Below are 17261 nucleotides of genomic sequence, written 5' to 3' on the forward strand. Positions count from 1 at the left end.
GCTGACGTCTACAGATCCGTAGTACGTTCTGCCGGGGAGGGGCCCGAGCCCGTGTCAGCACGCCTGGGTACGCTGTCGCCCTCCCACGACCCGTACCAGTGCAGAAGGTGTGCGATGTCCCTGACCTACCCGGAGTCGATCGGCGTCGGCCTGCTGCAAGGCGTCACCGAGCTCTTCCCGGTCTCCAGCCTCGGGCACAGCATCCTGATACCCGCACTGATCGGCGGCAGCGTCCAGAAGGACCTGAACGTCACGGCGGCCTCCTCGCCCTACCTGTCGGTGCTGGTCGGCCTGCACCTGGCGACGGCGCTGGCGCTGGTGCTCTTCTTCCGCAAGGACTGGGTCCGGGTGGTGCGGGGTCTGTTCAGCTCCATCCGCGAGCGCCGAATAGCGACCTCCGAGCAGCGGCTGGCCTGGCTGCTGATCGTCGGCACCATCCCGGTCGGCCTGGTGGGCCTGGTCGCCGAGAAGGCGCTGCGCGACGCGCTCGGCAAGCCGGTGGTCGCGGCGGTCTTCCTGGCGCTGAACGGCTTCGTGCTGCTGGGCGCCGACCGGCTGCGCCGCGGCGGCGGCGGGCGTCGCCGGGCCGGGGCCCAGGTCGCGCACACGCCGGGCGCCGACCCCGCGATCGAGTCGGACCGCCGGCTGGCCAGGCTCAGCTTCCGCCAGGGCACCTGGATCGGCGCCGCCCAGATCCTCGCCTTGCTGCCGGGCATCAGCCGCTCCGGCGTCACGATGAGCACCGGCATCCTGCGCGGCCTCAACCACGAGGACGCCGCCCGCTTCTCCTTCCTGCTCGCCACCCCGGTGATCGGCGCCGCCGCCGTCCTCAAGATGCCCGAGCTGCTCAAGCCCGAGAACGCCGGCATCCGCGGCCCGCTGCTGGTCGGCTCGCTCTGCGCGTTCGTGGCGGGCTACGTGTCGGTGAAGTTCCTCACCAAGTACTTCGAGGACCGCAGCCTGACCCCGTTCGCCGTCTACTGCATGCTCGCCGGCATCGGCAGCGCGGTGTACCTGAGCATGTGACTTCCCTGGGGACTCGCACGGAAGAGTGATCCGGCCTGGAAAGCCTCCGGATACGCTGGCCTCGTAGGCGAGGATCGCGCCCATGGGAGGAACCATGACTGCCGTACCCGACTGGCTGATTCCGCCGGTGGACGGGTTCACCGCCGATGACCTCGATCGCCTGCCCGACCTCCCGCCGCACACGGAGTTGCTCGACGGGAGCCTGATTTTCGTGAGTCCGCAGAAGTACTTCCACTCGGTGGCGATGTTCCTGTTCGAAGTGGGACTGCGTGCCACCGCGCCGGACGATGTCCGGGTGGTGCGCGAGATGGCCATCACGTTGGGCATGCGCGACCGGCCCGAGCCCGACCTGTCCGTCGTGCGGGCCTCGGCGGTCACCGCCGAGCGTGACGAGACGGGGTACCAGGTCGCCGACGTCGTGCTCGCCGTGGAGGTCGTCTCGCCCGACTCCGTCATCCGGGACCGCGAGGTCAAGCCCCGTAAGTACGCCGAGGCGGGCATCCCGCACTTCTGGCGGGTCGAGAAGGGTGACAAGGGCCGCCCCGTCGTCTACGTCTACGAACGGGACCCGGCCACCAAGTCCTATGGTCTGACCGGTATTTACCACGACGAGCTGAAGACCGACTTCCCCTACCCCATCGCGATCGACCTCACCGCCATCGACCGCCTCTGATCAGCCCCCGCCTCAGGTCGGCAGCACCAGGCGGTTCTCGTAGGCGAAGACGACGGCCTGGACCCGGTCGCGCAGGCCGAGCTTGAGCAGGATCCGGCTCACGTGGGTCTTCACGGTGGCTTCGGCGAGGTAGAGCTCGGCCGCCACCTCGGCGTTCGACAGGCCGCGGGCGACCTGCTCCAGCACGCTGCGCTCGCGGGCGGTCAGCGTCTCGACGGCGCTCTCCGCGCGGACCGGCGAGCCGCCGTCGGCGGGCAGCTGGGAGGCGAAGGTGTCCAGCAGACGCCGGGTGATCCGGGGGGCCACCACCGCGTCGCCGGCGGCCACGCTGCGGATCGCGCTGAGCAGTTCGGCCGGCTGGGCGTTCTTCAGCATGAAGCCGGAGGCACCGGCGCGCAGCGCGGCGAAGGCGTACTCGTCCAGGTCGAAGGTGGTCATGATGAGCACCTTGGTGTCGGGGGACTCCTCGACGATCCGCCGGGTGGCCTCGATGCCGTCCATGCCGGGCATCCGGACGTCCATCAGCACCACGTCGGGGCGGTGCTCCAGCACCAGGCGCACCGCCTGGGCGCCGTCCTCCGCCTCGCCGGCCACCGCCAGGTCGGGCTGTGAGTCCAGCACCAGGGTGAAGGCGACCCGCAGCAGCGGCTGGTCGTCCACCAGCAGGACGCGGATGGTCATCGGGGTGCCTCCTGGGGGTCCGGGCCGAGGTCGAGGGTGGCGGCCACCTGCCAGCCGCCGTGCGGCAGCGGGCCCGCGGTGAGGCCACCACCATAGGCGGCGACCCGTTCGCGCATGCCGGCCAGGCCGTGCCCGGACTCGCGGGAGCGTTCGTCGGCGCCACCCGCGCCGAAGCCGCCGGGCGCCGCCGGGTGCAGCGCGCGCCCGTCGTCGCGGACCTCCACCCGCAGGGCCTGCGCCGTGCACTCCACGGTGACCTCGGCGCGGGCGCCGGAGGCGGCGTGCTTGAGCGTGTTGGTGAGCGACTCCTGGACCAGCCGGTAGACGGTCAGCTGGGCGCCGGGGGAGACGGCGGCACGATCGCCGGTCACCCGCAGCTCGGTGGGCAGGCCGGCGGCGCGCACCTGGGAGACCAGCGCGGCGAGCTGGCCCAGGCCCGGCTGCGGGTGGCGCAGCGCGTCGGGCTCGTCGGCGCGCAGCACGCCCAGGAAGCGGCGCATGTCGGTGATCGCCTGGCGCCCGGTCTCGGCCGACTGGCGCATCGCGGCGGTGGCCTTCTCGGGGGCGGTCGGGTTGGCGTAGACCGCGCCGTCGGCCAGTGCCACCATCACCGAGAGGTTGTGCGTGACGATGTCGTGCATCTCGCGGGCGATCCGCGAGCGCTCCTCGGCCACCGCCAGGGCGGCCTGCTGGTCGCGCTGGCGTTCCAGCTCGCGGGCCCGCTCGCGCAGCGCGCGCAGCTGGGCACGGCGGGCCCGGACGTTGAGGCCGAGCACGGCGGCGGCGGTGGTGGCGCCGGAGAGCGCGAAGGCGGCCTTGAACATGGTGTGCAGCGGGTCGGCCAGTTCGCCCGCGTGGCGGATGCCGGAGACGACCAGCGCGACACCGAGTTCGGCGACCAGGTACGACAGCAGGACGTTGCGGCGCGCGCAGTGGCCCGCGACGGTGTAGAGCGCGAGCAGCACCGCGATGTTGGCGGGCATCGCCTGGTAGGTCAGCCACTGGACGAAGGAGACGCCCGCGATCACGCCGAAGACGGCCAGCGGGGCCCGGCGGCGGAACGCCAGCGGCAGGATCAGCGCGAGCTGCGGGAGCCAGACCAGCGGGTGCCGGGACAGGTCCCGGCCGTGCGCCGCGCTGGACAGGGCGAGCACCACCAGGGCGAACGCGAGGTCGACGGCGAACGGGTAGCGCTCCTCCAGCAGCCAGCCCCGCATCGTGGCCAGCCCCCGGGCGGCGCTGGGAAAGCGCCGCCCGAGGGCTGCCGGGAGCTGGTCGATCGCACTCATCGCGCCATTGTGCACCCGGAGCAGGTCAGGCATCACGCCGCTTGAGCACCGCGGCGGCGCCGATCAGCGCGGCCACGACGTAGATCCAGAGCACCCCGTAGCCGGTCCACGGGGCGAGCGTGCCCGGGTCCGGGTTGAGGGTGGCCACCGCCTGGCCGGCCGCGCCGGGCAGGTAGGGCGAGATGTGGGCGCTCCAGTTCGCGGGCAGCACCTCGACCAGGGTGGGCAGCACCAGCAGCATGCCGAAGATCGCGGCGATGCCACCGGCGGTGTTGCGGATCAGCGTGCCGATGGCGACCGCGAAGATGCCGATCGCGGTGAGGTAGAGCGCGGTGCCGATCACCGTGCGGGTCACGCCGGCGGCCGACAGCGTGGTCTGCACGTTGTGGCTGGAGAGCACCGCCTGGCCGCCGAAGAAGGCGACGAATGCGGTGATGAGGGTCACCACGAAGGTCACCGCACCGAAGACGGCCGCCTTCGCCCAGAGCACCGGCAGCCGGCGCGGTACGGCGGAGAGCGAGGCGCGGATCATGCCGGTGCTGTACTCGCCGCTGACCACCAGCACGCCGAGCACGCCGACGGCGAGCTGGGCGGCCAGGTAGCCGCGCAGGCTGCGGTCGGCGGCGTTGATCGAGAAGCCGTGGTCGCGGACGTCCGGGTGGTTCAGGTGGTCGATCGCGCCGTAGCAGGCGAGCAGGCCGAAGCCGACCATGAAGACCACCGCGGCGAGCAGCGTGAAGTAGGTCGACCGCAGGGTGCGGAACTTGATCCACTCGGAGTGGACCACCCGGGCCAGCGTGACCGGGCTGCCGGTCACGGTCCGGGCCGGGGCCGCCGCGGGGGCGGCGGGGGTGGCGGTGGCGGTGCTCATGCGGCGTGCTCCTCGACCAGCGTGCGGGGTGCGACCACGGCGTCGTACTCGACGGCGTCCTTGGTCATTTCCATGAAGGCCTCCTCCAGCGAGGCCTTCTGCGGCGTCAGCTCGAAGAGCGTCAGGGCGTGCTCCGCGGCCAGCCGGCCGACCCGCTCGCTGTCGGTGCCGTCCACGGTCAGCAGCTGGGCGTCGTCACCCGCGGTGACGGTGACGCCGGGCAGCTCGCGCAGCAGCTCGCCGAGCCGCACCGAGTCGGGGGTGCGCACCAGCACGCCGCCGCGCGAGGCGCGCTCGGTGAAGTCGGCCACCGAGGTGTCGGCGATCAGCTGTCCGCGGCCGATCACGATCAGGTGCTCGGCGGTGAGTGCCATCTCGCTCATCAGGTGCGACGAGACCAGCACGGTGCGGCCTTCGGCGGCAAGGGACTTGAGCAGGTTGCGGATCCACAGGATGCCCTCGGGGTCGAGGCCGTTGACCGGCTCGTCGAGGATCAGCGTGGCGGGATCGCCGAGCAGCGCGGAGGCGATGCCCAGGCGCTGGCCCATGCCGAGCGAGAAGCCGCCGGCCCGCTTGCGGGCGACCTGGCGCAGCCCGACCAGGTCGATCACCTCCTCCACCCGCGAGCGCGCGATGCCGTGCGTGGCGGCCAGCGCGAGCAGGTGGTTGAAGGCGGAGCGGCCGGTGTGGATGGCGCGCGCCTCCAGCATCGCGCCGACCTCGCGCAGCGGGGCCGGGTGGTCGGCGTAGCGGCGGCCGTTGATGGTGGCGTGGCCGGCGCTCGGGTTGTCCAGGCCGAGCAGCATCCGCATGGTGGTGGACTTGCCGGCGCCGTTGGGGCCGAGGAAGCCGGTCACGATGCCGGGGCGGACGCTGAAACTCAGGTCCTGGACGGCGGTTTTGGGGCCGTAGCGCTTGGTGAGGCCGACGGCTTCGATCATTTTCTGGTCCTCAAACGAGGGGGGACGGGCGACGCTGTCCACGCTAGGTGGCGGCCCCGGACGCCACGAGCCGCGTGAGGAGGAGTCGAACGGGGCACGGTTGCGACGCCAGATGCAGCCCGACTACATCCTGAGACGGACCTTGCTTCGGACACAGAGGTTTAGGGCCAGGTCAGACCTCAAGGCCCGGTGGGGCGAACCTTAACGGCAACTCAAGTGTCGATACCGGCTCTTGACGCCGATGTTGGTCTAGTCCATTTTAATCGACAGGTGCAGGGAGCCCCTGAGTCACCGTCAGAGGTTCCGGCCTCTGGCGGTGGCCCTGGGGCGCTCGGCGTCCGCACGATTCCCCCATGTCATGCCCATGGCTGAGTGGTCCCACCCACCCCGCCGGTCCCCGCGGGCGTGACGGTCCCCCACAGCCAGGAGTCACGCACCCATGTTCACTCGCACGCTCCCCAGGGGAGCCGATGGCGCCCCCGCCGGGCGCCGCCGTTCCAAGGGGCTCGCGGCCCTCGCCCTCGGCGCCTGCGCCTCGCTGCTGCTCGGCGCCTCGCTCTCGCTGACCTCCGGCGGCACCGCGCTGGCCGCTGCCACCAACACCACCGGTGCGCCCGCCACCAGCGGCGGCCTCAAGGTGGCCTACTTCGACCAGTGGTCGGTCTACGCGAACGCCTACACCGCCAAGACCATCCAGGACACCGGCGAGGCCGGCAAACTGGACTACCTGATCTACGACTTCGAGAACATCGACCCGACCAGCGGGAAGTGCTTCGAGGCCACCAAGGCCGCCTCCCAGGACGACAACAACCCCAGCGCCGGTGACGGCGCGGCGGACGCCTTCGCGGACTACGAGAAGTCCTTCGACGCCTCCAGCAGCGTCAGCGGCGTCGCGGACACCTGGAACCAGCCGATCACGGGCAACTTCAACCAGCTCAAGGAGCTGAAGGCGAAGAACCCCAACCTCAAGATCCTGCTGTCGATCGGCGGTTGGACCTACTCGAAGTACTTCTCCGACGTGGCGGCCACCGACGCCTCGCGCAAGGCCTTCGCCTCCTCCTGCATCGACATGTTCGTCAAGGGCAACCTGCCCACCGACGCCGGCTTCGGCGGTCCGGGCTCGGCGGCCGGCATCTTCGACGGCTTCGACATCGACTGGGAGTACCCGGGCGGCGGCGGCCACACCGGCAACCACGCCGCCCCGGCCGACAAGCAGAACTACACCGCGCTGCTGGCCGAGCTCCGCTCCGAGCTGGACGCGCAGGGCAAGGCCGACGGGAAGACCTACGCGCTGAGCGCGGCGGTCGGTGCGGGCCAGGACAAGATCCAGAACGTCGAGACCGACAAGATCGGCCAGTACCTGACGTTCATGGACGTGATGAGCTACGACATGCACGGCGGCTGGGAGGCCACCGGGCCGACCAACCACCAGGCGGCGCTGTACTCGGACCCGGCAGATCCATCCGGCCCGATCGCCCCCGGGACCAGCAAGTACTCGATCGACGAGGCCATCAAGGCCTGGACCGCGGGTGATCCGCAGTACGGCATCCCGGGCGGCTTCCCCGCGAACAAGATCAATATCGGGGTGCCGTTCTACTACCGCGGCTGGACGGGCGTGCCGGCCGGCAGTTCGCACGGCCTCTTCCAGACCGCGACCGGCCCCGCGCCCGGCGCGGCGATGTCCGGCAACGTCAACGGCATCCGGATGTACAAGGAGCTGAACGGCGTCGTCGACAACCCGGCCGACACGTTCTGGGACCCGGTGGCGCAGGCCGCGTACTTCTACGACGGCACCAACTTCTGGTCCGGTGAGGACGCCCAGTCGATCCAGGCCAAGGCGGACTACCTGCACTGCAACGGCCTCGGCGGCTCCTTCGCCTTCTCGCTCTACGACCTGGGCACCCAGACCGGGCTCTTCGACAAGATGGTCGACGCCACCAACGGCTCGGCCGCCAGCTGCCCGGCGCCGCCGACCACCGGCCCGACGACCGGTCCGACCACTGGCCCCACCACCGGCCCGACGACGGGTCCGACCACCGGCCCCACCACGGGTCCGACCACCGGCCCGACGACGGGTCCGACGACCGGCCCCACCGGCCCGACCACGCCGCCTGTCACCTCCTCGCCCACCACCGGCGTCTGCGCCGCCCCCAGCTGGTCCGCCTCGGCGGTCTACGCCACGGCCGGCACCAAGGTCTCCTGGAAGGGCCACAGCTACACCAACAAGTGGTGGACCACCGGCGACGACCCGAGCCAGAGCGGCGCCTGGGGCGTCTGGACCGACAACGGCCCCTGCTGACCCACCCCGCCGAGCGGCACCGCGCCGCTCCCGCACAGCACCGCGGCCCGGACCGAGCACCACCTCGGTCCGGGCCGCGGCCCACTGCGCCGGCCTGCCGGGGCCGGCCGGTCAGCCCGCCTCGAACGGCTGCGGCTTGATCACGTTGAACGCCCCGCCCTGCGGGTCCTTGAGCCCGGCGATGCGGCCCACCGGGGTGTCCGTGGCGGGCGCCAGCAGCGTGGCGCCGGCCCGCACCGCGGCGTCCACCACGCTGTCGGCGTCGTCCACCGCGAAGTAGGTGGCCCAGTGCGGGGGCGTGCCGGGCGGGAAGCTGCCCAGGCCCTGCGCGCCGCCGACCGTCTTGCCCTCCACCAGCAGCCCGTTGTACTCGGGCATCTCCGGCATCGGGGCGAACTCGATGTCGAGCGCCGCCTTGTAGAAGGCGGCGGCGCCCTTGACGTCGGGGGTGTTCAGCTCGTTCCAGATCACCGCGCCGGGCTCGTTGACGATCTCCGCGCCGCCGAAGTCCACCGCCTGCCAGACGCCGAAGACCGCGCCGGTCGGGTCGACGGCGGGGAACATCCGCCCGACCGTGCCCACGTCCATCACCGGGAAGAGCAGCTTGCCGCCGTTCGCGGTGACCCTGCTCGCGGTGGCGTCCGCGTCGGCGGTGGCCAGGTAGGTGGTCCAGACGGTGGGCGGCGGCGGGTTGCCGTCCATGGAGACCGCCGGGCCGATGCCGGCCACCGGCTTGCCGTTCAGGGTGAGCACCGCGTAGCCGCCGAACTCGTCGGGGCCGCGCTCGCCCTGCCAGCCGAACAGGTCGCGGTAGAAGTCGATGGCCGCCTGGAGATCGGGGGCCATCAGGTCGACCCAGCACGGGGTGCCGGGTGGGTAGGGAGTACTGACCACGGGCATGAGTGTCGCCTCCAGGGCGGAGAGTGGTCCGGACAGACGTTCCTGCCCCCCGGACTCACCCTGCCGCCGCCGCGGTGCTCCCGCCACTCAACGCGCCGCGCCCCCGCTCAGGCGCCGCCGTCCTCGAGCCGGGTCAGCATCCGTCCGAGCAGCCCGGAGAGCACCCCGCGCTCGTCGGCGCCGACGTCCTGGAGCAGCTCCTCCTCGAAGACGGCGGCCATCCGCATCGACTCCAGCCACTTGTCCCGGCCGTTCTCGGTCAGCTCGATGATCACCCGCACCCGGTTGGACTCGTCGCGCTCCCGGGTGACCAGGTCCTCGGCCACCATCCGGTCGATCCGGTGGGTCATCGCGGCCGGCGTCAGGCCCAGCCGCTTGGCCAGCTCGCCGGGGCCGAGCCGGTACGGGCTGCCGGCGATCACCAGCGCCTTGAGCACCTCCCACTCGGCGCTGGTGATTCCGAGCACAGTCAACTGCCGGCTGTAGGCCACCCCCATCCGCCGGGCGACCCGCGACAGCGAGGAGACGATGGTCTCCACCTGGGGGTCGACGGTGGGGAACTCCCGCTGGTAGATGGCCACTTGCTCGGAGATGTCCAGCTCGTTGCCGGCGTCCGGCGCGGGTTTCGGTGCGCTCATGGCCTCAGTCTCCCACGCTCGACTGCCCCCATTAAGACTTTGACACGACAGTGTTTCCATCCATAGACTTTAGCTCTGAAATCTTGCGAGTCGAAGCGTCGATCCGAAGCAGTCCAGTGATCCGCCGGCTCCCGACCGACAAAGGGGTGTCTCCATGAAGCAGCAGAAGTACGGCGCGGGCGGCCCCCTGCGTCGCGTCCAGCTCGGCAACGCGCTCAGCGCCTTCGGCAGCGGCTTCACCATGCCGTACATGTTCGTGTACGTGGACCAGGTGCGCGGGCTCGGTTCGCTCACCGCGGGCCTCGTCTTCACCCTCTTCGCGCTGGCCGCGCTCGTCGTGCTGCCGTTCGCCGGGCGCGGCATCGACCGCTACGGTCCGCGTCCGGTGCTGCTGGCCGGCTGCGCGCTGGCGGCCACCGGCGCCTTCTCCTTCGGGCAGGCGAGCGGGACCACCGGGCTGCTGATCGCGGCCTTCCTGTTCGGCGGCGGTGTCACCACCTGCCAGCCGGCGCTGGCCACCATGATCGTGCGCTGCTCCACCGCGAAGACCCGCTCGCACGCCTTCGCGCTGCAGTTCACCCTGGTCAACCTGGGCATGGGCATCGGCGCGCTGGTCGGCGGGCAGATCGTCAATGTGGCCGACCCGGCGAGCCTGACCCGGCTGTTCACCATCGAGGCGCTGACCTTCCTGGGCCTGGCGCTGGTCACCGGCACGGCCCGGATCCCGGGCCCCGCGCCGGTGCTGGTCACCGAGGGCACCGAGCAGCGCAGCGGGCTGCGCGCGCTGACCGCCGACAAGGCGATGCTGCGGCTGTGCCTGCTGGCCGGGCTGATCTTCTTCACCTGCTACGGCCAGTTCGAGTCGGGCGTGGCGGCCTTCGCCACCGACACGGTCAAGACCGCCCCGTCCACCCTCGGCATGGCGATCGGCGCCAACGCGCTGACCATCGTGGTGCTGCAGATGTTCATGGTGCGGATCACCGCCCGGCGCCGGCGCACCACCGCGATGGCCGCCACCGGCGTGGTCTGGCTCGGCGCCTGGGGCGCCGCGCTGCTGGCCGGGCTGGTCCGCGGCGAGGCCGCGGCGGCCACCGTCGCCATCGTCTCGATCTACGTGCTGTTCGGCGTCGGCGAGTCGATGCTGGCCCCGACCCTGGGCCCGATCGTCGCCGACCTGGCCCCGGCCCGGCTGCTGGGCACCTACAACTCGGCCTTCGCGCTGGTCAAGCAGACCGCCATCGCGGTGGGCCCGGCGGTGGGCGTGCTGCTGGTCGGCTCCGGCACCTGGCCGCTCTACCTGGCGGCGATGACCTGCTGCACGCTGCTGATCATCGTCCTGGCGCTGCGGCTGCGCCGGCACCTGACCCCGGTGCAGGACAACGCCGAGGCGCCGGCCCCGGTGATCGTGCCGATCCGCGAGCTGCAGACGGCGGCATGAGAGGGTGACGGGGGAGAGCGCCGTCGGCCAGGGCCGGCGGCACTGATCGGCTAGTCGGGCACGGTGGGGTCATGGCAGATACGGCAGTCACCGAGCGGCCGGCGGCGCAGGCGCCGCCGGCCCGCCCGTCCGTGCTGCTGGAGCTGCGCCGCCGCGCGCCCTGGCTGGGCCGGTACGCCGGCTGGCTGGGGCCGCTCGCGGTGGCGCTCTTCGCCGGGGTGCTGCGGTTCTGGAACCTCGGCTCGCCGAACGCCTTCGTCTTCGACGAGACGTACTACCCCAAGGACGCCTGGTCGCTGCTCCAGCAGGGCTACGAGGGCGTCTGGCCGGCCAACGCCAACGACCAGATCCTCGCCCACCCCCAGGTGATCCCGCTCACCTCGGCCCCCGCCTTCATCGCCCACCCGCCGCTCGGCAAGTGGGTGATGGCGCTGGGCGAGGCCGCCTTCGGGCTGAACCCCTTCGGCTGGCGGGTGATGGTCGCGCTGCTCGGCACCCTGTCGGTGCTGATGCTGGCCAGGATCGGCCGCCGGCTCTTCGGCTCCACCCTGATCGGCTGCACGGCCGCGCTGCTGATGTCGGTGGACGGCCTGCAGTTCGTGATGAGCCGCACCGGGCTGCTCGACGGCGTGCTGATGTTCTTCGTGCTGGCGGCCTTCGGCTGCCTGCTGATCGACCGCGACCGGGTGCGCGCCAGGCTGGCCGAGCCCGGCGTGGACGCCGACCGGGTCGGCCTGGGCCTGCGGCCGTGGCGACTGGCCGCCGGACTGCTGCTGGGTGCGGCCTGCTCGGTGAAGTGGAACGGCGCCCAGATCCTGGCCGCGTTCGGCCTGCTCACCGTGCTCTGGGACCAGGCGGGCCGCCGGGCCGCCGGTGCCCGCTCCCCGCTGCGCAGCATGCTGCGCCGGGACGCGGCGCCCGCCTTCGGCTCGATGGTGGTCGTCGGTGCGCTGACCTACCTGGCCTCCTGGTCCGGCTGGTTCGCCACCTCCGGCGGCTACGACCGGCACTGGGCGGACGGCCGCTCGGGCCTGCTGCCCGCGGCGCTGCGCAGCTGGTGGCACTACCAGTCCGAGATGTGGCGCTTCAACACCACGCTGACCACCCCGCACACCTACCAGTCCAACCCGTGGAGCTGGCTGGTCCAGGGCCGTCCGGTGAGCATGTACTGGCAGCCGGTGCCGACCGGCCAGCAGGGCTGCACCTCCTCGGGCGGCTGCACCACGCAGATCCTGGCGCTCGGCACCCCGCTGCTGTGGTGGACGGCCTGCTTCGCGCTCGCCTACCTGCTCTACCGCTGGTTCTTCCGGCGGGACTGGCGCTCGGGCGCGGTGCTCTGCGGGGTGGCCGCCACCTACTTGCCGTGGTTCGAGTTCCAGCAGCGCACCATCTTCTCCTTCTACATGGTGGTGCTGGTCCCGTTCCTCTGTCTGGCGGTGGCCCAGATGCTGGGCGCCATGGTGGGCCCCGCGGGAGTCACCCCGGCCCGGCGGGCGGTGGGCTCGGTCGCGGCGGGCGGCATCGTGCTGGCCGTCATGGGGTGTTTTCTCTACTTCCTGCCGCTCTACACTGCGCAGGTGATTCCGATGAGCGTGTGGCAGGACCACATGTGGTTCACCAGCTGGATCTGAGGTGACGCCGACGCTGGCGGCGTCCAGCGGCTCGGGGCAGTTGCTGCCGGTCACCCCGCTGCTCGGGGTGGCCATGGTGGTGCTGCTGGTGGCGGCCGTCGCGGTGGCCGGGCGCGGGATGCTCGGGCACGGCCACGCGGTGCTGCGGGCCGGAGTGCGGGCGGTGGTGCAGCTCGCGGCGGTCTCGCTGGTGATCACCTTCGTGGTGCACTCGCTCTGGTGGACCGCGGTCTTCGTGCTGCTGATGTTCTCCGTGGCGGTGCGCACCGCCGGGCGGCGGATCACCGACGAGCCCGGCTGGAGCTGGGCCTGGGCGGCGGCACCGATCGGCGCCGGGGTGCTGCCGGTGCTGGTCCTGCTGCTGGCCGGCCGTCTGCTGCCGTTGCAGGGACTGTCCGTCGTGCCGGTGGCCGGGATCCTGATCGGCGGCGCGCTGAGCGCCACCTCGCTGGCCGGGCGCCGGGCGCTGGACGAGCTGAACCAGCGGCACGGCGAGCTGGAGGCGGCCCTCGCCCTGGGCCTGCCCGACCGCGAGGCCCGGCTGGAGATCTGCCGCACAGCGGCCGCCACCTCGCTGGTGCCGGCGCTGGACCAGACCCGCACGGTGGGCCTGGTCACGCTGCCCGGCGCCTTCGTCGGCATGCTGCTGGGCGGCTCCTCGCCGGTGGCCGCGGGCGCGGTGCAGCTCTTCGTGCTGGTCGCGCTGCTCGCGGTGGAGGCGGTGGCGATCGTGGTGGTGCTGGAGCTGGTGGGCCGCGGACTGGTCCGGCGCCCGGTGCAGGTGCGCGGGGCCGGTCGTCCCGGGCCGCGGGCCAGCCGGTGGCGGCTGCGGCGTCCGGTACAGTGGAGGCGTTGAAGGGGAGTAGCCCTCCACCGGACCGTCGACATACTGGCCGGCTCTTCGCGGAGCGGCCCGGCGCCCGGGACACCTCGTCAGGGGTGTTGGCGAGACCTTCGGCCGCAGTGCTGTGATCATGACCAGTGCTGCCGGGCCGAGGTCTCTTTTTTTATTGGGGCCGTGCGGTCGGGCAGCCCGACCGTAGGGACATCACCCCCGATGGAACTGACCGTATTCGCCGTGACCTTCGGCATCATCTTCCTGGCCGAGCTGCCGGACAAGACGGCGCTGGCCGCGCTGATGCTCGGCACCCGCTACAGGGCGGCCTACGTCTTCGCGGGTGTCGCGGCGGCGATGGCGGTCCAGGTCGGCCTGGCGCTCGCGGCCGGCAGCCTGCTGGCGCTGCTGCCGCACCGCTGGGTGGAGGGGGTCAGCGGGCTGCTCTTCCTGGCCGGCGCCGTGATGCTGCTGCTGCACAAGGACGAGGACGAGGGGCACGAGGCGAAGGAGCCGTCCTCCACCGGCTTCTGGAAGGTGGCCGGGGCCAGCTTCCTGGTGGTGGCGGTGGCCGAGTTCGGCGACCTGACCCAGATCATGACCGCCAACCTGGCCGCGAAGTACGCCGACCCGCTCTCGGTGGGCCTGGGCGCCTGGCTGGCCCTGTGCGCGGTGGGCGGCCTGGCCATCCTGGGCGGTCAGAAGCTGCTCAAGCACGTGCCGATGAAGGTGATCATCCGGGTGGCCGCGGCGGCGATGCTGATCCTGGCCGGCGTGAGCATCGTGGGAGCGGTGACGGGTTAGTAGCAGGTGTCCCCGGCGGCCAGCGCGTCGCGGGTCTGCTGGTCGTAGACGCCGTAGTCGCTGTAGTCGCCGACGTTGTTCTGGTCCTGGAAGTACTGCACCGCCTGCACCGTCCGGTTGTCGTACGTGCCCGGGGTGAAGCGATTGCCGCACCCCGCCGCGCGCAGCTGCTGCTGGAGCGTGGTGACCGCGGGGCCCGAGTCGCCCTGGTGCAGCGTCTGGAACGAGGCGCTCGGGGAGGGACTGCTCGGTGCCGCGCTGGTCGGCGGTGCGGTGGTGACCGGGGCCTGGGTGCTCGGGGGTGCGCTGGAGGGCGCGGGCGCCGGGGCCGCGGTGGTGGCCGGGGCGGCGGGCGGGGGCGCGGGGGCCTGGGTGGTCGCGGGGGCGACCGTCCTCGTCACGGGCCGCGGCGCGGCGGAAGTCGGCCGGGCCGACGTTGCGGGCGCGCTGCTGGTGGGGGCGGTGCTGGCGGCGGCCGTGGTCGGGGCGGACTGCGGGGTCTGGCTGGGCGACGGGGCCGGGTCGGGTGCGCCGGTGGGCAGCACCGGCAGCGCCTCGTGGTTGCTCTGCGGACCGGGCGAGAGGGCGAAGGCCAGGCCCACGCCGAGCGCGACCACCCCGGCGCCCGCGGCGGCGATCACGCCGCCGCGTCTACTGCCGCGGCCCCGGGCCCGGCGGTTCGCCGCCCGACCGCCGCCGGCCGGTGCGAGGTCGCCGGCCAGCGGGAAGAGCCCGAGCTCGCGCGCCGGGGCGCTGGGCGGCGCCGGGGCGGCGTCCGGCACGGGCGGCAGGACGGCGGTGACGTGCGGCGGTGCGACCTCGTCGGTCACCGCGACCGGCGGGACGTACGGGCGCACCAGCGGCGGGCCCTCCAGGAGCGGCAGCACCGCGGTCTCGGTGACGTCGGGGTGCTGGGGGAGGCCCGGATACGGGCCGTCGGGCTCCGGGCCGGGGCCGTAAGGGGCGAATCCCGGCATGGCCCGGTCCTCCTGGAGCGTCGACTGCGTGGATTGCGCCCGATTATGCAGGACCCGCATCGTGCCCAACAGGGGCGCCCGGCTTACGAATGGCGCAATCGTTCGCCGCAGAACAGGGCAAATCTGACACCATGAGGGCGAGAAGTCGGACGGATCATCATATAAGCGGCAATTAGGACCGAGGAGGACCGCCATGGCGGCACCGGAGACCGAGCCCGAACCGCTGATCTCCCAGGACGCGCCCGTCCACAACCTCTGGGTCCCGATCAGTGCGCTGCTGCTGGCTCTGCTGCTCGCCGCCCTCGACCAGACCATCGTCTCCACCGCGCTGCCCACCATCGTCAGCGACCTGGGCGGCCTGGAGCACCTCTCCTGGGTGGTCACCGCTTATCTGCTGGCCTCCACCGCCGCCACCCCGCTCTGGGGCAAGCTCGGCGACATGTACGGCCGGAAGCGGTTCTTCCAGGCCTCCATCGTGATCTTCCTGATCGGCTCGGCGCTCTGCGGCGTGGCCCAGAACATGGGCGAGCTGATCGCCTTCCGCGCCCTGCAGGGCCTGGGCGGCGGCGGTCTGATCGTGCTGACCCAGGCGATCGTCGGCGACCTGGTGCCGCCGCGCGACCGGGGCAAGTACCAGGGCCTGTTCGGCGCGGTCTTCGGAGCCACCAGCGTGCTCGGCCCGCTGCTCGGCGGCTTCTTCGTCGACCAGCTCTCCTGGCGCTGGGTCTTCTACATCAACCTGCCGATCGGCGTGGTCGCGCTGGCGGTGATCGCGGCGGTGCTGCACAGCGTGGAGGTCAAGCGGCAGCACCGGATCGACTACCTGGGCATCGTGCTGATCGCGGCGGTCGCCACCTGCCTGGTGCTGATGACCTCGCTCGGCGGGGTGAGCTACCCGTGGGGCTCCTGGCAGATCATCGGCCTGGGCGTGCTCGGGCTGGTGCTGCTGGCCGCCTTCGTCCAGGTGGAGCGCGCCGCGACGGAGGCCGTGCTGCCGCCCCGGCTCTTCGCCTCGCGCACCTTCAGCCTGGTCGCGGTGATCTCCTTCGTGGTCGGCTTCGCGATGTTCGGCGCGCTCACCTACCTGCCGACCTTCCTGCAGGTGGTGCAGGGCGTCTCGCCCACCATGTCGGGCGTGCACATGCTGCCGATGGTGCTCGGCATGCTGGTCACCTCGATCGGCTCGGGGCAGTACGTCGCCCGGACCGGGCACTACCGGATCTTCCCGATCGCCGGCACGGCGGTGGTGACGGTGGGTCTGATCCTGCTCTCGCGGCTCACCGAATCCTCCTCGACCACCGTGATGAGCCTGTACTTCCTGGTCTTCGGCCTGGGTCTCGGCCTGGTGCTCCAGGTGCTGGTGCTGATCGTGCAGAACTCCGTCGGCTACCAGGACCTGGGCGCGGCCACCGCCGCCGCGACCTTCTTCCGTTCGATCGGCGCCTCCTTCGGCGTCTCGATCTTCGGCACCATCTTCACCACCCAGCTGACCCACAAGCTCACCGATGCGCTGCGCGGGGTGCACCTGCCGCCCGGCTTCGCGCTGAGCTCGATCACCGCCGACCCGCACGTGATCAAGTCCCTGCCGGCAGCCGTCGCGCACAGCGTGCTGCACGCCTACGCCAGCTCCATCGCCGAGGTCTTCCTCTACGCCGCGCCGGTGGCGTTCGTCGCCTTCCTCTTCTCGCTCTTCATCCGGGAGGAGCCGCTGCGCGCCTCGGTCACCGCGCCCGACCTCGGCGAGTCGATCGGGATGAACCCGGTGGAGCGCTCCTCGGTGGACGAGATCGCCCGCGCGCTGACCGTGCTGAACACCCGTGAGGCCCGCCGCGACCTGTACCGGCGGATCACCGAGCGGGCGGGCCTGGACCTGCAGCCGGCCGCCAGCTGGCTGGTGCTCCAGATGCACCATCAGGGCTCGGTGGAGCCGGCCGAACTGGCCGAGCGGCGGATCCTGCCGCCCGGCGTGGTGGAGGCGGCGGCCCGCGAGGTCGAGGGCCGGGGCCTGGCCCTGCGCAACGGGCTGCCGCTGCGGCTGACCGAGGCGGGCGAGCAGGCCGCGCTCAAACTGGTGGCGGCCCGCCGCACCCAGCTCTCCGAACTGCTCGGCGACTGGGACGAGAAGCAGTTCGCCGACCTGGCCGATCTGCTCACCCGGCTGAGCAACTCACTCTGCGGCGACCAGCGCGACCGCCCGGACCGCGCCGACCGCACGACGGGCGAGCACGTCCCGCACAGCGAGGGGCGGTCGTTCTGAG

15 protein-coding genes are annotated in these 17261 nt (G+C 72.1%); 8 read left to right on the forward strand and 7 right to left on the reverse strand.

The features are described 5' to 3' along the window. Positions 1 to 114 precede the first annotated feature (114 nt). The gene (locus OG294_RS28575) at positions 115 to 1026 is read left to right on the forward strand and encodes an undecaprenyl-diphosphate phosphatase (protein WP_327069416.1); all 912 of its coding nucleotides are present in this window, start codon (positions 115 to 117) and stop codon (positions 1024 to 1026) included. Between the two features lie 94 nt (positions 1027 to 1120). Next, the gene (locus tag OG294_RS28580; RefSeq protein ID WP_327069417.1) at positions 1121 to 1699 is read left to right on the forward strand and encodes a Uma2 family endonuclease; all 579 of its coding nucleotides are present in this window, start codon (positions 1121 to 1123) and stop codon (positions 1697 to 1699) included. Between the two features lie 12 nt (positions 1700 to 1711). On the opposite strand, the gene OG294_RS28585 is transcribed toward OG294_RS28580, so the two are convergent. From OG294_RS28585 to OG294_RS28600, 4 genes are read right to left on the reverse strand one after another with little or no spacing between them, the layout of a single operon-like run. Next, on the reverse strand, positions 1712 to 2380 hold the full coding sequence (locus OG294_RS28585) for a response regulator transcription factor (RefSeq protein ID WP_327069418.1): 669 nt from the start codon (positions 2378 to 2380) through the stop codon (positions 1712 to 1714). Continuing rightward, positions 2377 to 3669 carry a sensor histidine kinase gene (locus tag OG294_RS28590; protein WP_327069419.1) on the reverse strand — a complete coding sequence of 431 codons (1293 nt, stop codon included), beginning with the start codon at positions 3667 to 3669 and terminating at the stop codon, positions 2377 to 2379. The genes OG294_RS28585 and OG294_RS28590 overlap by 4 nt, the downstream gene beginning before the upstream one ends. A 25-nt stretch (positions 3670 to 3694) precedes the next feature. Continuing rightward, positions 3695 to 4540 (reverse strand): ABC transporter permease, encoded by an 846-nt coding sequence (locus OG294_RS28595; protein ID WP_327069420.1) that lies wholly within the window; start codon positions 4538 to 4540, stop codon positions 3695 to 3697. After that, a complete protein-coding gene (locus tag OG294_RS28600) occupies positions 4537 to 5481 on the reverse strand; it encodes an ABC transporter ATP-binding protein (RefSeq protein WP_327069421.1) in 945 nt (314 codons plus the stop codon). The genes OG294_RS28595 and OG294_RS28600 overlap by 4 nt, the downstream gene beginning before the upstream one ends. Before the next feature lie 439 nt (positions 5482 to 5920). Here OG294_RS28600 and OG294_RS28605 point away from each other — a divergent pair, with 439 nt between their 5' ends. Then, positions 5921 to 7780, forward strand: a complete 1860-nt coding sequence (locus OG294_RS28605; RefSeq protein WP_327069422.1) for a glycosyl hydrolase family 18 protein — start codon at positions 5921 to 5923, stop codon at positions 7778 to 7780. A gap of 111 nt (positions 7781 to 7891) precedes the next feature. On the opposite strand, the gene OG294_RS28610 is transcribed toward OG294_RS28605, so the two are convergent. Then, the gene (locus OG294_RS28610; protein WP_327069423.1) at positions 7892 to 8680 is read right to left on the reverse strand and encodes a VOC family protein; all 789 of its coding nucleotides are present in this window, start codon (positions 8678 to 8680) and stop codon (positions 7892 to 7894) included. Positions 8681 to 8787: 107 nt separating this feature from the next. Beyond that, a complete protein-coding gene (locus tag OG294_RS28615) occupies positions 8788 to 9318 on the reverse strand; it encodes a MarR family winged helix-turn-helix transcriptional regulator (protein WP_327069424.1) in 531 nt (176 codons plus the stop codon). Positions 9319 to 9472: 154 nt separating this feature from the next. Here OG294_RS28615 and OG294_RS28620 point away from each other — a divergent pair, with 154 nt between their 5' ends. From OG294_RS28620 to OG294_RS28635, 4 genes are all read left to right on the forward strand, one after another. Next, entirely contained in the window at positions 9473 to 10756 is a 1284-nt protein-coding gene (locus tag OG294_RS28620; RefSeq protein ID WP_327069425.1) for an MFS transporter, read from the forward strand. Between the two features lie 71 nt (positions 10757 to 10827). After that, complete coding sequence (locus OG294_RS28625; protein WP_327069426.1) at positions 10828 to 12387, forward strand: dolichyl-phosphate-mannose--protein mannosyltransferase; 1560 nt, start codon at positions 10828 to 10830, stop codon at positions 12385 to 12387. A gap of 73 nt (positions 12388 to 12460) precedes the next feature. After that, positions 12461 to 13243 (forward strand): ABC transporter permease, encoded by a 783-nt coding sequence (locus tag OG294_RS28630; protein WP_327071701.1) that lies wholly within the window; start codon positions 12461 to 12463, stop codon positions 13241 to 13243. 201 nt (positions 13244 to 13444) lie between these two features. Next, a complete protein-coding gene (locus OG294_RS28635; protein WP_327069427.1) occupies positions 13445 to 14026 on the forward strand; it encodes a TMEM165/GDT1 family protein in 582 nt (193 codons plus the stop codon). Here the strand turns inward: OG294_RS28635 and OG294_RS28640 are convergent. After that, positions 14023 to 15003 (reverse strand): peptidoglycan-binding domain-containing protein, encoded by a 981-nt coding sequence (locus OG294_RS28640; protein ID WP_327069428.1) that lies wholly within the window; start codon positions 15001 to 15003, stop codon positions 14023 to 14025. The genes OG294_RS28635 and OG294_RS28640 overlap by 4 nt on opposite strands. A gap of 193 nt (positions 15004 to 15196) precedes the next feature. Between OG294_RS28640 and OG294_RS28645 the strand changes: the two genes are divergently transcribed. Then, positions 15197 to 17260, forward strand: a complete 2064-nt coding sequence (locus tag OG294_RS28645) for an MFS transporter (protein WP_327069429.1) — start codon at positions 15197 to 15199, stop codon at positions 17258 to 17260. The last annotated feature ends 1 nt before the right edge of the window (position 17261 follow it).

The sequence above is a fragment of the Kitasatospora sp. NBC_01302 genome, assembly GCF_035976515.1.
Classification (GTDB): domain Bacteria; phylum Actinomycetota; class Actinomycetes; order Streptomycetales; family Streptomycetaceae; genus Kitasatospora.

Bases quoted from the DNA above. Each gene is read 5' to 3' on its own strand.
- OG294_RS28575 (WP_327069416.1), top strand. From the start codon at position 115: ATGTCCCTGACCTACCCGGAGTCGATCGGCGTCGGCCTGCTGCAAGGC.
- OG294_RS28580 (WP_327069417.1), top strand. From the start codon at position 1,121: ATGACTGCCGTACCCGACTGGCTGATTCCGCCGGTGGACGGGTTCACC.
- OG294_RS28585 (WP_327069418.1), bottom strand. From the start codon at position 2,380: ATGACCATCCGCGTCCTGCTGGTGGACGACCAGCCGCTGCTGCGGGTC.
- OG294_RS28590 (WP_327069419.1), bottom strand. From the start codon at position 3,669: ATGAGTGCGATCGACCAGCTCCCGGCAGCCCTCGGGCGGCGCTTTCCC.
- OG294_RS28595 (WP_327069420.1), bottom strand. From the start codon at position 4,540: ATGAGCACCGCCACCGCCACCCCCGCCGCCCCCGCGGCGGCCCCGGCC.
- OG294_RS28600 (WP_327069421.1), bottom strand. From the start codon at position 5,481: ATGATCGAAGCCGTCGGCCTCACCAAGCGCTACGGCCCCAAAACCGCC.
- OG294_RS28605 (WP_327069422.1), top strand. From the start codon at position 5,921: ATGTTCACTCGCACGCTCCCCAGGGGAGCCGATGGCGCCCCCGCCGGG.
- OG294_RS28610 (WP_327069423.1), bottom strand. From the start codon at position 8,680: ATGCCCGTGGTCAGTACTCCCTACCCACCCGGCACCCCGTGCTGGGTC.
- OG294_RS28615 (WP_327069424.1), bottom strand. From the start codon at position 9,318: ATGAGCGCACCGAAACCCGCGCCGGACGCCGGCAACGAGCTGGACATC.
- OG294_RS28620 (WP_327069425.1), top strand. From the start codon at position 9,473: ATGAAGCAGCAGAAGTACGGCGCGGGCGGCCCCCTGCGTCGCGTCCAG.
- OG294_RS28625 (WP_327069426.1), top strand. From the start codon at position 10,828: ATGGCAGATACGGCAGTCACCGAGCGGCCGGCGGCGCAGGCGCCGCCG.
- OG294_RS28630 (WP_327071701.1), top strand. From the start codon at position 12,461: ATGGTGGTGCTGCTGGTGGCGGCCGTCGCGGTGGCCGGGCGCGGGATG.
- OG294_RS28635 (WP_327069427.1), top strand. From the start codon at position 13,445: ATGGAACTGACCGTATTCGCCGTGACCTTCGGCATCATCTTCCTGGCC.
- OG294_RS28640 (WP_327069428.1), bottom strand. From the start codon at position 15,003: ATGCCGGGATTCGCCCCTTACGGCCCCGGCCCGGAGCCCGACGGCCCG.
- OG294_RS28645 (WP_327069429.1), top strand. From the start codon at position 15,197: ATGGCGGCACCGGAGACCGAGCCCGAACCGCTGATCTCCCAGGACGCG.